The organism is Pseudomonas sp. G11 (genome assembly GCF_029457515.1).
GTDB classification, from domain to species: domain Bacteria; phylum Pseudomonadota; class Gammaproteobacteria; order Pseudomonadales; family Pseudomonadaceae; genus Aquipseudomonas; species Aquipseudomonas gorinensis.
Map to the genome: position 1 here is coordinate 993503 of NZ_CP120377.1, position 14440 is coordinate 1007942.

Annotated in this window: 8 protein-coding genes and 1 pseudogene; 1 reads left to right on the forward strand and 8 read right to left on the reverse strand. The window is 62.5% G+C overall.

Translation table 11 applies throughout. The features are described 5' to 3' along the window. Nucleotides 1-12: 12 nt before the first annotated feature. From urtE to urtA, 6 genes and pseudogenes are all read right to left on the reverse strand, one after another. Nucleotides 13-711, reverse strand: coding sequence for an urea ABC transporter ATP-binding subunit UrtE (urtE, locus tag P2T68_RS04415; protein ID WP_024073139.1), 699 nt, complete (start codon nt 709-711; stop codon nt 13-15). 22 nt (nt 712-733) lie between these two features. After that, a pseudogene (locus P2T68_RS04420) lies at nt 734-820 on the reverse strand (outer membrane lipoprotein carrier protein LolA); the annotation flags it as partial. Nucleotides 821-844: 24 nt separating this feature from the next. Beyond that, entirely contained in the window at nt 845-1693 is an 849-nt protein-coding gene (gene urtD / locus P2T68_RS04425) for an urea ABC transporter ATP-binding protein UrtD (protein ID WP_024073140.1), read from the reverse strand. Beyond that, a complete protein-coding gene (urtC, locus tag P2T68_RS04430) occupies nt 1690-2769 on the reverse strand; it encodes an urea ABC transporter permease subunit UrtC (RefSeq protein WP_024073141.1) in 1080 nt (359 codons plus the stop codon). Before urtC ends, urtD begins: the two co-directional genes overlap by 4 nt. Next, nucleotides 2769-4271, reverse strand: coding sequence for an urea ABC transporter permease subunit UrtB (urtB, locus tag P2T68_RS04435; protein ID WP_041160828.1), 1503 nt, complete (start codon nt 4269-4271; stop codon nt 2769-2771). Before urtB ends, urtC begins: the two co-directional genes overlap by 1 nt. A 136-nt stretch (nt 4272-4407) precedes the next feature. Further along, a complete protein-coding gene (urtA, locus tag P2T68_RS04440) occupies nt 4408-5673 on the reverse strand; it encodes an urea ABC transporter substrate-binding protein (protein ID WP_024073143.1) in 1266 nt (421 codons plus the stop codon). A gap of 349 nt (nt 5674-6022) precedes the next feature. On the opposite strand from urtA, the gene P2T68_RS04445 reads away from it, so the two are divergent. Beyond that, complete coding sequence (locus P2T68_RS04445) at nt 6023-10639, forward strand: DUF4329 domain-containing protein (RefSeq protein ID WP_277379094.1); 4617 nt, start codon at nt 6023-6025, stop codon at nt 10637-10639. A gap of 156 nt (nt 10640-10795) precedes the next feature. On the opposite strand, the gene P2T68_RS04450 is transcribed toward P2T68_RS04445, so the two are convergent. Further along, the gene (locus P2T68_RS04450) at nt 10796-12178 is read right to left on the reverse strand and encodes a PepSY domain-containing protein (RefSeq protein WP_277379095.1); all 1383 of its coding nucleotides are present in this window, start codon (nt 12176-12178) and stop codon (nt 10796-10798) included. Nucleotides 12179-12295: 117 nt separating this feature from the next. After that, nucleotides 12296-14365, reverse strand: coding sequence for a TonB-dependent copper receptor (locus P2T68_RS04455; RefSeq protein WP_024073146.1), 2070 nt, complete (start codon nt 14363-14365; stop codon nt 12296-12298). Nucleotides 14366-14440: the final 75 nt, after the last annotated feature.

Below are 14440 nucleotides of genomic sequence, written 5' to 3' on the forward strand. Positions count from 1 at the left end.
GGACGCTACAGATTAGATGGTTACGAGACCGCGTACACCGTCACTTTCCATATTTTCACCGCGGCCTTGCTGCACGATTTCGCCACGGGACATCACCAGGTACTGGTCGGCCAACTCGGCGGCGAAGTCGTAGAACTGCTCCACCAGCAGGATCGCCATATCGCCCCGCGCGGCAAGCTTCTTGATCACCGCGCCGATTTCCTTGATCACTGACGGCTGTATGCCTTCGGTGGGCTCATCGAGGATCAACAGGCGCGGGCGACTGGCCAGGGCGCGGCCAATGGCCAACTGTTGCTGCTGGCCACCGGACAAGTCACCGCCACGCCGATGCTTCATTTGCAGCAACACCGGGAACAGTTCGTAGATAAACGCCGGCACTTCCTTGGCCTCGGAGCCAGGAAAACGCGACAGCCCCATCAACAGGTTTTCTTCCACGGTCAGCCGCCCGAAAATCTCCCGGCCCTGGGGCACATAGGCGATCCCGGCGTGTACACGCTGGTGCGGCTTGAAGCCGGTGATGGCCTGGCCTTCCCAATTCACTGCGCCCTCTTTGGCCGGCAGCAAACCCATCAGGCACTTGAGCAGGGTGGTCTTGCCCACGCCGTTACGCCCGAGCAGGCAGGTGACTTCGCCGACCTTCACGTCGAAAGACAGCCCTCGCAGGATGTGGCTACCGCCGTAGTACTGGTGCAGCTTGTCGACTTGCAACATTCTCAAAACCTCCTCAATTCCCTGTAGGAGCGAGCTTGCTCGCGAAAAACCTGAGGGCGCCGCGTGCATTCAGGCTGCCCGCGTTATCGTTAACGATTTTCGCGAGCAAGCTCGCTCCTACAGAAAAGCGAACTCAGCGCCCGAGGTACACCTCGATCACGCGCTCGTTTTCCTGCACCTGCTCCAACGAGCCTTCGGCCAGTACGCTGCCCTGGTGCAGCACCGTCACATGGTCGGCGATCGAACCGACAAAGCCCATGTCGTGCTCCACCACCATCAGCGAGTGCTTGCCCGCCAGGCGCTTGAACAGTTCGGCAGTGAATTCGGTTTCCGCGTCGGTCATGCCGGCCACCGGTTCATCCAGCAGTAGCAGTTGCGGGTCTTGCATCAGCAGCATGCCGATTTCCAGGAACTGCTTCTGGCCGTGGGACAGCAACCCCGCCGGGCGCTGCACCGAGGCGGTGAGGCGGATGGTGTCGAGCACTTCATCGATGCGGTCTTTCTGCTCTCCACTCAGGCGCGCACGGAGGCTGGCCCATACGGATTTATCGGTCTTCTGTGCCAGTTCCAGGTTCTCGAACACGCTCAAGGCTTCGAACACCGTGGGCTTCTGGAACTTGCGGCCGATACCGGCCTGGGCGATCTGCACTTCGCTCATGCTGGTCAGGTCGAGGGTTTCGCCAAACCAGGCCTTGCCGTGGCTGGGCCGGGTCTTGCCGGTGATCACGTCCATCAGCGTGGTCTTGCCCGCGCCGTTGGGGCCGATGATGCAGCGCAATTCACCGACACCGATGTACAGGTTGAGGTCGTTGAGCGCCTTGAAACCGTCGAAGCTGACGCTGATATCTTCCAGGGTCAGGATCGTGCCGTGGCGCGTGTCGAGGCCCGTCCCGGCCGCCTGGCCGATACCGATCGCATCGCGACCGCTGCCGGCGTCAAGGATAGGTTCGAGCATAAATTCCGCCGTCGCAGTGATTCTCATGGTTCACCCCGTTTCTTCAGCAGGCCGATCACGCCCTTGGGCAAATACAAGGTGACGATGATGAACAGCGCCCCGAGGAAGAACAGCCAGTATTCCGGGAACGCCACGGTGAACCAGCTCTTCATGCCGTTGACCACGCCAGCGCCGAGCAGCGGCCCGATCAAGGTGCCGCGTCCGCCCAGGGCCACCCATACCGCAGCTTCGATGGAGTTGGTCGGCGACATTTCGCTGGGGTTGATAATGCCCACCTGCGGCACATACAACGCGCCCGCCAGGCCGCACAGCACCGCGCTCAGCACCCACACGAACAGCTTGAAGCCGCGTGGGTCGTAGCCGCAGAACATCAGGCGGTTTTCCGCATCGCGCAATGCCGTCAGCACCCGGCCGAACTTGCTTTGCGCCAGGCGCCAGCCGATGTACAGGCTGGCCACCAGCAACAGCACCGTGGCCACGAACAACACCGCGCGCGTGCCCGGCTCGGTAATGCCAAAGCCGAGGATGCTGCGAAAGTTGGTGAAGCCGTTATTGCCGCCGAACCCGGTCTCGTTGCGAAAGAACAACAGCATCCCGGCGAAGGTCAGGGCCTGGGTCATGATCGAGAAGTACACGCCCTTGATCCGCGAGCGGAAGGCGAAGAAGCCGAACACCAATGCCAGCAAGCCCGGTGCGAGCACCACCAGGCACAGCGCCCAGAGGAAGTGCTCGGTGCCGACCCAATACCAGGGCAATTCGGTCCAGGATAAAAACGTCATGAACGCCGGCAGCCCGTCACCGGAGGCCTGGCGCATCAAGTACATGCCCATGGCGTAGCCACCGAGGGCGAAGAACAACCCGTGGCCGAGGGACAGCATGCCGGCGTAGCCCCACACCAGGTCGAGCGCAAGGGCCACGATGGCGTAGCAGAGGATCTTCCCCACCAGCGTCAGCGTGTAGGCCGATACATGCAGCGGGTTTTCCGGCGCCAGCAGCGAACACAACGGCAGGGCCAGCAGCAGGGCCAGGATCACGGCGCCGACGGCAATCGTCACTTTGGGGCCGGCCTTTTGCGTGGCGGTGAGCATCAATGGCTGGTTCATCAGTCGATCACCCGTCCTTTCAGTGCGAAGAGTCCTTGCGGGCGTTTCTGGATAAACAGAATGATCAGCGCGAGGATCAGGATCTTGCCGAGTACGGCGCCGATCTGTGGCTCCAGGATCTTGTTGGCGATGCCCAGCCCGAACGCCGCCATGACGCTGCCGGCCAACTGGCCGACCCCGCCGAGCACCACCACCAGGAACGAGTCGATGATGTAGCTCTGGCCCAGGTCCGGGCCGACGTTGCCGATCTGGCTCAGCGCCACACCGCCCAACCCGGCGATGCCGGAGCCGAGGCCAAAGGCGAGCATGTCCACGCGCCCGGTGGGCACGCCGCAGCAGGCGGCCATGTTGCGGTTCTGGGTCACGGCACGCACATTCAGGCCCAGGCGCGTCTTGTTCAGCAGCAGCCAGGTGAGCACCACAACAAACAGTGCGAACGCGATGATCACGATGCGGTTGTACGGCAACACCAGGTTGGGCAGCACCTGGATGCCACCGGACAGCCAGGCGGGGTTGGCCACTTCAACGTTCTGCGCACCGAACACCAGGCGCACCAGTTGGATCAGCATCAGGCTGATGCCCCAGGTGGCGAGCAGGGTTTCCAGCGGGCGCCCATACAGATGACGAATCACCGTGCGTTCCAGGGCCATGCCGATGGCGGCGGTGACGAAGAACGCCACCGGCAGCGCGATCAGCGGGTAGAACTCGATGGCCTGGGGCACATAGCGCTGCATCAGCAACTGCACCACGTAGGTGGAGTAGGCACCGAGCATCAGCATTTCGCCGTGGGCCATGTTGATCACGCCCAGCAGGCCGAAGGTGATCGCCAGGCCCAGGGCCGCCAGCAGCAGGATCGACCCCAGGGACATGCCGCTGAAGGCCTGGCCGAGGATTTCACCCAGCATCAGTTTGCGTTTGACCTGCGCCAGGCTGGTCTCGGCGGCGGTGTGTACGCTGGCGTCGGCTTCCACGCCGGGGGCGAGCAGGGCTTCGAGGCGGGTACGTGCCAGCGGGTCGCCGGTGCTGCCGAGCAAGCGCACGGCGGCCAGGCGTACCACTGGGTCGGTGTCCACCAGTTGCAGGTTGGCCAGTGCCAGGCTGAGGGCGGTGTGCACGTCCTCATTGGTTTCGGCGGCGACCTGCTGGTCGAGGAATTTCAGTTGCGCCGGTTGCGCGGTTTTTTGCAGGGTTCGCGCAGCGGCCAGGCGTACCTTGGGGTCGGCGGCGAGCAGTTGCTGGCTGGCCTGTACGTTGTCGATCAGGCCGCGCAGGCGGTTGTTCAGGCGTACGGTCTTGGTTTCACCGTTGAGCGTGAGCTGGCCTTGTTGCAGCGCGTCCACCAACTCGATGCGCGCCGGGTCGGGTTGGGCGGCCCAGTCCTGGAGCAGCTTGGCTTGTTGCGCGGGGTTGGCGGCCAGGAAGTCTTCGGCGTCGCCTGCATGTGCCGCCAAAGGCAGCAACAGCAGCAATGCCAGGAAATAGCGATTGAGGGCAGCGGGCATAAACAAATGTCCTAGTCATGCGCGGACAGTGTGGGAGGGGGCTTGCCCCCGATAGCAGTGGGTCAGTGACAAGTGCATTGCCTGACACGCCGCTATCGGGGGCAAGCCCCCTCCCACAGTTGACCTGTGGTGGGGCTTAGTTGCTCTTCACCGCATAGTCCGGCTTCTTGTCATTGCCAGGGATGTACGGGCTCCACGGCTGTGCCCGGATCGGCTCCTGGGTCTGCCACACCACGGAGAACTGACCGTCGGCCTGGATCTCGCCGATCATCACCGGCTTGTGCAGGTGGTGGTTGGTCTTGTCCATGGTCAGGGTAAAGCCCGACGGTGCCGCGAAGGTCTGGCCGGCCAGGGCTTCACGCACTTTGTCGACGTCGGTGGACTTGGCTTTCTCGGCGGCCTGGGCCCACATATGGATGCCCACATAGGTGGCTTCCATCGGGTCGTTGGTCACGGCTTTGTCCGCGCCCGGCAGGTTGTGTTTCTTGGCGTAGGCTTTCCAGTCGGCGACGAATTTCTGGTTGACCGGGTTCTCTACCGACTGGAAGTAGTTCCAGGCCGCGAGGTTGCCCACCAACGGTTTGGTATCGATGCCGCGCAGTTCCTCTTCACCTACCGAGAACGCCACCACCGGTACGTCGGTGGCCTTCAGGCCCTGGTTGGCCAGCTCTTTGTAGAACGGCACGTTGGAGTCGCCATTGACGGTGGAGATCACCGCCGTCTTGCCGCCAGCGGAGAACTTCTTGATGTTGGCGACAATGGTCTGGTAATCGGCGTGGCCGAACGGGGTGTAGACCTCTTCGATATCTTTATCCGCCACGCCCTTGGAATGCAGGAACGAACGCAGGATCTTGTTGGTGGTGCGTGGGTACACGTAGTCGGTGCCCAGCAGGAAGAAGCGCTTGGCGCCGCCGCCTTCTTCGCTCATCAGGTATTCCACCGCCGGGATCGCCTGCTGGTTCGGCGCCGCACCGGTATAGAACACGTTAGGCGACATCTCTTCACCTTCGTATTGCACCGGGTAGAACAGCAAGCCGTTGAGCTCTTCGAACACCGGCAGCACCGATTTGCGCGACACCGAGGTCCAGCAGCCGAACACCACGGCGACCTTGTCCTGGGTCAGCAACTGCCGACCCTTTTCAGCAAACAACGGCCAGTTGGACGCCGGGTCCACCACCACGGGTTCGAGCATTTTGCCGTTCACACCGCCTTTGGCGTTGATCTCGTCGATCGTCATCAAGGCCATGTCTTTCAGCGAGGTTTCGGAGATCGCCATGGTCCCTGACAGCGAGTGCAGGATGCCGACCTTGATGGTTTCTGCGGCCTGTACGGTCCAGGTCAGACCCATGGCGGCAATGGATGCCGACAACGTTAACGCCTTGATCAAGCTGCGACGCTGCATGGTGCGATCTCCGAGAGTGAGTGATTATTTTTCTGGGGCGCACGAACCGCCCGCCAACGTGGCTGTTTCGGTGATTGCAAAGGCTGTGCCCGGTCAGCGCCCGGTATGAAAGCGGCCTCTTTACGGGGCATTTGCAAAGGCGGTTGTTCCAATGTGGGGCTGAAATGTCAGCGTGGGGCCTGCATCGGCACCGTTCTGGTGCTTTGCGCTGCGTCGCGTGTGAGGAGGGGCTACGCCAGGTCTACACATGTAGTGCCTGGCGCCTGGCGGGGGTGTTCAAAATCGCTGGACGGGGTGCGACATCCGTCAAGCGCCCACATCCGTCTACCAGCCGTCAGGAGTACAGGAGTTGGACAACCCATTATTCAGAGATGTGCGTTCAGCGCATGGCACCCATGTTGCCGTATTACCGCCGCTTAGCCCTCCTTTCATCACGGCGGACGACGCCGCCCGCTGGGCTCAGCAACACGTGGGCAAGAGTGTCGGCGACAAAGAGTTCGGGGGTGCGATTTTCAAGAAGGACAATCACTTTTTCGCCACGCGTCCCGTGGAGGGTGGGGAGGTCACGTTTGACCATCGCGAGATAATGGCCGTGGATGAACGCGATCATTTCATCGCCCCGGCTGGCTACACCTGCGCGGCGTTGTACCACTCCCACCCTGCGCACGCCGACAGGATCAAACAGCATAACCCCACCTTTACCGACGATCAGGCCGCCGTCTTTACAAGCTTTTTTTCGCCGGCCGATATGGTGTTTATCATTGAGCATCGCCAGTCGGTACCGGCCCACTATTTGTGTGGGCCGACCGGCACGCTGTTGAAATACACCACCAGTGGCAATGCCCTGGAAAAGACGCTGCTGCAAGGCTTGAAAGGTCAGGTGCCGCTGGCAGCCAGTGCGGATTTTGAGAGCTTTATCTGGCAGGTCGCCGAGGGCGGCGATCTTCGGGTGGTGGTGGCCGATGCCTTGTGGGGGCAAGTGCGTGGCCGGGTAAAGCGCGGTTGGAGAATCAAGTCGCCGGTCGGGCCGCTGGAGACGGTACAGGAACAACCGTTTTTTACCCGGGTATTCAAGCGCCCCGAGTTGGCCGTGCTCGCCGCGTTGGAGAGCACCCCGGCGACCGTCACGGGGCGCACAGTGGGGTTTGTGCTCAAGCATGTCCAGAAGGACACCTACGTCGCCACTCGGCCGCAGGCGCCGGGCCCGGTGCTGTTCTCGCCGGCGAGCCTGTTCCCCAAGCGTCCCGACGGTAAACCCCGGCTACCCTCGCAGTTCCGCCTGGAGGCCATCTACTACCGGTCCTGGCCGCAGCCAAGTGATTTTCCGTCGAAAGAACCCTGGATGTACTCGGCGTTCTTTACGCCGGCGCAACTTGTTGCGGGCATTACCCAGGCCCGCAACACCGCCGATATCCAGGCCGACACCCGTGGCCTGGCGCTTTACATGGAGGCCAGCGACGGGGCCGTGCTGAAACTCCAGTTGCCCGGTGCCGTAGAGGCTGAAGAATTGGTGGACGAGGGCCCCGGCGGGGTGTTCAACGACAAGGGCGCCCAGGCCGAGATGATCGCTGGCACGCTGACCCCGCGTGGTTTTGTCCGGCGGGTGATCAATACGTGCAGCCTGTCGGTGGTCCGGCCCGGTGAACTCTGGCGACGCGTAGGGGAGGTGGACAATCGCTCGTCGTTACTCACGCCGTTTTATCAAGCGGTACTCAGCCCGACGTTTCTCTCGGCCACGGACGCTGCGGTGTATGCCCACGAGAAAGTGGGTGGTCGGCGGGACCGATCCTATGGTGGCTACATTCTCAAGAGCGAAGATGGCCGCTTCATTATCACTGAGCCGATGGAAAGCCAGGTCAACCCTTTTGCCTCGGCGCTGTTTTTCCCCGCGGGCGACCAGGGCCCGCTGGTTCCTCCTGAACCCTATGTGATTCATGGGCGCTATGGTTCCCACGTGGCGTTGTCCATGGTGCATCCCGACTGGATCGAGCAGCGCCGTTGGACGCGGGAAGAGGCCGAGATCAACCTGCAGGTGTTTTCCGCCGAAGAGCTCCATGGGGTGATCCAACAAGGTCGTCCGGCGTATCTATCGGCAAGCGAGACATGTCTCTTGGCGTATACGCCAAGCGGTTCGGCAAATGAAACCGTGCTGTTGAACGGTGTCGTGCCGGAGCCTGGTGGCAGCAGGGCTCAACAGCGCCTGGACAAAGGGCTGATCAAACCTGCGCAATGGGTTGGCCGGGTGGCCGAGACCGGAGGTTTACAGGTTATCCAGGGGAATGCGCTGTGGGGGCCGCGTTCTCCCGTGTATTCAGACTGGACACCGAACTTCACCTACGCAGACCGCGCAGGTCCGCCCGACTTCATCACCTATGGCGCGATTTTCTCCACGGCAGAGGAGGCCGCCCGGGACCTGCATGCCCGGGTTCATGGGCGCAACCGGGCCACTGAGTCCTGTTACGCGTTCATTCTCAAACACACGCAAAACGAGCAGTACATCGCGACTCAGGTGATGGATGTGACGACGTCTATCAAGCTGTTTTCGCGCAATGCGTTGTTTGCGAGGACGGATAAGGGCTATGTATTCCCGCCAGGGTTCATGCTCCGCGCGCTGTTTCGCTCCCAACAATGGCAACCCACCGGGCTGACCACTTCGAAGGCCTGGCTGACGCGTTTTTTCGTATTGCCAACGGTGCTGTATTCGAGCCTTTACGACGCGAAGCGTTTTGGCGAGCTGTACAACGCCGGGGACAACTTGCCTATCTATTTCTCCACCGAGGAGGGCGCGTTGCTGCGCTATCGCCTGCCGGGGCCGTTTGCGTTCGGCAGCGGCGGCGCGCTTGAAAAAGAACTGGAGGCCACTCAAACCGCGCTGGCCAGTGGTGCCAAGACACCGCTGGACTTTGTCCGGGAATGGGCCAAGCGCGGTCAGTTGCATGTGGTACGCACCAGCCAGTGTTGGGACGAGCGGGGCGCGGTCAATGAGCATTGGCAAGGGTATGCAACGCTCATGCGACGACGCCTGAGCCCCGCATTTGCCGAGCCGGACGATGCCGTGCGGCATGTGCGCACGTTGATTGGTGACAATCGTCAACGCGCCTATGGTGGTGTAGTGCTGCGCCTCGGCAATGGGCTGTTCGTCGCCACGGCGCCCTTGGCGATACCGCCTCAAGGTTTTGTGCTCAATTGGATCTTCCCTGACCAGGCGGTTTCGAAAGGCTTGTACCCAGAGGGGGCGACCGTTGTCGGGCGTTACCGCTCCACGCTTGCGCGTGAGGTGCCGATCCTATTGTCTGCGACCGAGAAGGCCATCTACACCAGCATGGTACCCACCAGCGTGCTGTCGAACCTGTTGCGGCGTGAAGTGCATGTCAAGCGTGAGTACCTGATCGGCTCCGATGGCGTCTTGTTGAGCTACAACCTGACGGACTCCCCCGAGGAACAGACGCTCAAAGCGGATCTGGCTGCGCTCGACCTGGTCAAGGGCGACGTTGGGGATAACCTCATCGAGCGGCGGATTCGCAGTGGCGAACTGCTGCCCACGCAGTTTGTGTCGCGGGTGGCGAAGGCGGGCGAGTTGAGGGTGGTTGAAGGGAGCCGGTACTGGGGACCGCCCAGGCGCTTGCTCGGCGAATTTTCCGCATTCGTTTATCAATGGCCAGGGCTCTTGATTCGGGGCTCCTTGGCTGACCCCGCGTTCAGCCCGGTGTTCACCCAGGCCGACGACGCCGTGAGTTCAGTGCTGCCACCGTCTGACGCGAGAGAATGGCTGACGTTTGGCTATCTGCTCAAGTCAACCCGGAAAGAGCACTACAGGGTCACGCTGCCGTTGCAACGGCAGGACTTCTCCCGGCTCGAGCAGGTGTTTCCCTACGCGCAGTTGCCTCAGGGCTATGCCATTGTGGGGTTGTATCTGTGTGCCTCCAGCGCAGCCATCGGCAAGGCTGGTGACCCCATGGGGCGCAGCTTTTTTTGGCCGCGCGACATTGCCGATGGACTGAGTTTCGTCAAGAAAACCGCAGATGAAGGTTATTGGCCGTTGTATCTGCGCTGCGCTGACGATGCTTTGCTCAAGTTTCAATTTGATGGCCTCGACCGGTCGGTGATGTTTTCCAGTGAAACGACCAAGCTGCACAGTTACTTGCGGGGTGGGGCGCTGCAACTGGTCGACTATGTGCACAGCCTGGCGGTCAAGGGCACGCTGGATGTCGTGGAAACGAGCCCGGTCTGGAACGGTCGAGGTCGCATTGACACCTCCTGGCAACCGGGCGCCGCCGCTGTGTATGTCTATGGCTTTCCGGCGCCTCTACTGGTGTGCGGACCGGTGTGTGCCCATCCTGATGACGCCGCACGGCACGCTCAGGGGTTGTCTGCCGGGTTTGCCGGCAAGACGCTCCTGGGCGGCGTGCTCAAGGTCGCCGGCACCAACGATGTGTGCGCGGTGACGCCGATAGAGGAAGACCAAAGCACGGCATTGACGGTGCCGGCGCTGTTTGCAAGTGGCGGCGGCCTGGCGCTGGCGTCGGCCCATCGAGCCGGTTACTACCAGGTCGTGGCCGTGCAGTCGTTCTATAAGGCAATGGCGGTTTCAGCGGGTGCCGAGGTTTTCGAAAGCACTCTCAGGGCCAACTTCATCGCCGAGGCGGATTTGAAGGCGATGCTGGACACTCTGCGAATGAACGAGCCGTCAGCCGAGGGATGCTATTTCATCAGCCGAGGCGGCGCATTGCTCAAGTACTTGCCGGCCAACCCGGCGACAGAACACACGCTGGCCGCCACGGGGCCCCAACGTTCTGCGACTCAATTGATCGGAACGCTGAGGGCAAACGGAAAGCTGTCGGTGCTGGAGACCGATGCTTTCTGGACGCGTCTGGGGGAGTTGGGGGATGAATGGCAAATCAAGGATGTAGGCGCCCAACCTGAGCCTGAAGACGTCCAGTACGGTCGAGACAGAGATGAACTTTGACCCCCGGTGACAAAGAGCCTGAAGGATGAAAAGAAATCCTTTGGCAACGCTGGAACAGGGCCATGACGGCGCCCCCGAGGGGCGGTGAAAGGGCCCGGATCAACGAACCGCCGCTGCCCAGGCCGTGTTGCCGGTGGCCTGGGCGCGGCGCCTGTTTCATGCGGAGCGGGAAGCAGGTTTGTCGGGGTTGAAAAAACGCGTCAACACCAGGCGATCCAAGGCCCATACGGTTATCAACGACGCGCCCACCAAGGGAAAAATGATCGCCAACCCGAGCATGATCACCAGGGCGGTTTTCCACTTCGGCAGGTCATGGCGCAGCGGCGGAACCCCCAGGCCACCCTGTGGCCGGCGTTTCCACCAGATCACCACGCCACTGACCGCACTGAGCAGGATCATCAGGCAGATCAGCAGCACGATCAGTTGGTTGACCCAGCCGAACATCTTGCCCTCATGCAGCATCACACCGGTCTCGGTCGCGCGTGCGACGATGCCGTAGTGTTCCCAGCGCACGTCGGCCAGCACCTTGCCGGTGTATTGATCCACATGCAGGGTGGCGTCGTTGCGCGGGTCGTCGGCGAATACCGCGATGGTGAACACACCGTCGGCCGTGGTGGGGAACGTGATGCTGTAGCCGGGTTCGACCTTGCGTGCGTTGGCCAGCTCGACCACCTGTTGCAGGCTGACCGTGGGCGCGGCGGGAGCGGCGTGCGTGGCACCGTGCTGCATGTGTTCGGCATGGTCGCCGGACATCGGCATCGGCGTGTTTTCCATGGCCCAGGGCACGGTCTGCTGAGTCGCCGTGTTGAGCACCCGCGCCTGCTGGTCTGACTGCGGCACGTTGTTCCACATCGCCGCCGGGAAGGTGTTCCACAGGTCAGCGTATTGCTTGCCCCAGAAGCCCGTCCAGGTCATGCCGCTGAGCAGCATCACCAGCAAGAAGGCCGCGCCCCAGAAACCGGCGACCGCGTGCAGATCGCGCCAGAACACACGGCCACGACTGCTGAACCGTGGCCACAGCACCCCGGCCGAGGCCTTGCCGCGCGGCCACCACAGGTACAGGCCGGACACCACCAGCATCACGCCCCAACCGGCGGCAAGCTCCACCAGGCGATCGCCGACGGTGCCGATCATCAGCTCGCCATGCAGGGCGCGGGCGATGGCCTGCAGGTTGTACTTGGCATCCTGCTCACCCAGTACCGTACCGCGATAGGGGTCGACAAAGACCGTCACGTCGCGGCCGCCAGCGCGCATGACGAACTGTGCGCTGCTGGTGGCGTCGGCCGGTGGCAAGTACTTGCTGAGCTTGCCGTGGGGAAAGGCCGCCTGGGCCCGTTGCAGTTGCTCATCGGCACTCAACGCGTGCTCGGCGGTTTGCACCTTGAGCAGGTCGCCATACATCAGCGGGTCGAGCTGGGGCTTGAACAGGTAGATGATGCCGGTCAGGGCCAGCAGCACCATGAAAGGGGCGACGAAGAGCCCGGCGTAGAAGTGCCAGCGCCAGGCCAGGTTGTAGAAGGAGACTTTTTGAGTGGTCATCAGGGGCTCCGCAAGGCTTTAGTTTTTTGGGTTCAGTTACACCGCCATCGGGGGCAAGCCCCCTCCCACATGTGGAATGCATTCCAATTGTGGGAGGGGGGCTTGCCCCCGATGCTTTTAGAAGCTCATGTCCACCTTGGTCCAGAGCGTGCGCCCCGGTTCCTTGATGGCTTGCGGGTCGCTGGCCGGGTAGCCGAACCCCGCGTTGCCGGCCAGGTTCAAGTGCTCGGCGTAGGCCTTGCCGAACAGGTTGTCGACGCCGGTGCTGACCTTGAAGTTTTTATTGATGCGGTACGCGCCGTTCAGCGAGAACACGCCAAAGCCACCGCTCTTGTCGTAGTCCTTGCCGACCACGTTGCCCGCGTTCTGGTCGATGCGGTTTTGTGCGGCGACCACGCGCCACAGGGCGCCGGCACTCCAGTCGTCCTCGCTGTAGGTCAGGCCCAGGCGTGCGTCCAGGGGCGGCATTTGCGGCAGGGCCTTGCCGTCGCTGCTGTTCTTGCCCCAGGCGTAGGCGAGGGTGGCGTCGGCCTTCCAGTTTGGGGTCAGCTTGTAGGCCGCGCCCAGTTCGCCGCCCATGATGCGCGCATCGACATTACGTGCCTGGGACGTGGTACCCATCATCCCGGGCTGGTAGTCGAACAGGATGAAATCGCGCACCTGGCCGATGTAGCCCGAGGCCCAGGCTTCAAGGTCGGCAGTCTTGTATTGCGCGCCGAAGTCGAGCTGGGTGGTTTTCTCCGGCTTCACGCCATCGAACGCGTTGACTGATCCGACCGCCCCGGTGTTGGGGGAAAACAGCTCCCAGTAATCCGGGAAGCGCTCCGAGTGGCCCAGGCCCGCATAGAGGGTCGTGGGGGTGTCGGCCAGGTCATGCTCATACCGCACAAAGCCCGAAGGCAGAGTGTCGGCGCGGGTGTCGTTGGCGGTCGGGTTGGGGCGGGCCATCATTCCCGATCCGGTAGTCTGGCGGAAGTCCTTGGCCGAGGCGCGGTCCAGGCGTGCGCCGGTGACCAGGCGATCGCGGTCGGCGGCGTACCAGGTCAGTTCGCCGAACACGCCGTAGTTGTGGAAGTTGGCGTCCTTGTTGCGCGGCAGGTCCTTGTAGGTATCGATGCCCATGCTGCTGCGCTGGCGGTGTTCGTTGGTCTGCGCGTCCAGGCCACTGATGAGCTGTACATCGGCCCAGCGCCAGGTGGCCTTGATGCGCGCGCCGAGGGTGCGGCGGTCAACGTTGGAGGCCATGGGCCCGGCCATCATCCCGGTGCCCGACGGGACGCGCAGGCTGTAGTTGTCCATCACGTGGTCGGCGTAGTTGTAGTAGACCTGGGCTTCGACCTTATCCAGCACCTCGCCGAGATTGGATTTCTCGAAACGCAGGCCCAGGCTTTCGCGCAGGAACTGCGAGCCATCCATGCCGCGCCCGGCGTAGCGCGCCTCGCCATCGCCACGGCCGGCGGTGAGTTCGAGCAGGGTATCGGCGTCGGGGGTGAAGCCGACCGCGACGTCGCCGTTCCATTTGTCATAGCGCGAGGCGACGGTGTCGTTGTTGCCGTCCTTGTAGTCGTCGGCATGCGCCTGGTTGCCGATCACCCGCACATAGCCCAATGGCCCCCCAGCGGCGGCATCGATGACTTTGTCGAAGCGGCCGTTGGAGCCGGCCAGCACACTGGCATTGATCCGTGTGCCGAGTTCGCCGAACTGCTCCGGCTCGCGCTCGAAGAGAATCGTGCCCGCCGAGGCGCCGGGTCCCCAGAGCACGGTCTGCGGGCCTTTGATCACGGTGAGCTTGTCGTAGGTTTCCGGGGAAATATACGAGGTGGGCGCATCCATCCGCCCTGGGCAGGCGCCGAGCATCATGCTGCCATTGGTGAGGATGTTCAGGCGCGAACCGAACATGCCGCGCAGCACCGGGTCGCCATTGGTGCCGCCGTTGCGCACCAGGGCAAAGCCGGGGATGGTCTTGAGGTAGTCGCCGCCGTCGCTGGCGGGCACCGGTTGGCGCGGGTCCTTGGGGTTGGTGACCACGGTCAGTGGCGAACTGGGAGCGATCGCGGTGATCACGGTGGGCGTCAGCTCATGCTCGGCGTGCTCGTCGGCATGGGCCTGTGGCGCCAAGAGTGCGCCGCACAGAACGGCGAACACGGGGGCGTTTCCCAAACGGGAGTCAGCAGTAAACCTGGACATACACATTCCATCTATCAATCGTAAACAACACGGCCAGCAGCCTGCGGCTGTCTGTCTAAAGTCGGCCGGGGTGAA

Coding starts and splice junctions, on each gene's coding strand:
- urtB (WP_041160828.1), bottom strand. CDS start 4,271: ATGCCCGCTGCCCTCAATCGCTATTTCCTGGCATTGCTGCTGTTGCTG.
- urtA (WP_024073143.1), bottom strand. CDS start 5,673: ATGCAGCGTCGCAGCTTGATCAAGGCGTTAACGTTGTCGGCATCCATT.
- P2T68_RS04455 (WP_024073146.1), bottom strand. CDS start 14,365: ATGTCCAGGTTTACTGCTGACTCCCGTTTGGGAAACGCCCCCGTGTTC.
- urtC (WP_024073141.1), bottom strand. CDS start 2,769: ATGAACCAGCCATTGATGCTCACCGCCACGCAAAAGGCCGGCCCCAAA.
- urtE (WP_024073139.1), bottom strand. CDS start 711: ATGTTGCAAGTCGACAAGCTGCACCAGTACTACGGCGGTAGCCACATC.
- P2T68_RS04450 (WP_277379095.1), bottom strand. CDS start 12,178: ATGACCACTCAAAAAGTCTCCTTCTACAACCTGGCCTGGCGCTGGCAC.
- urtD (WP_024073140.1), bottom strand. CDS start 1,693: ATGAGAATCACTGCGACGGCGGAATTTATGCTCGAACCTATCCTTGAC.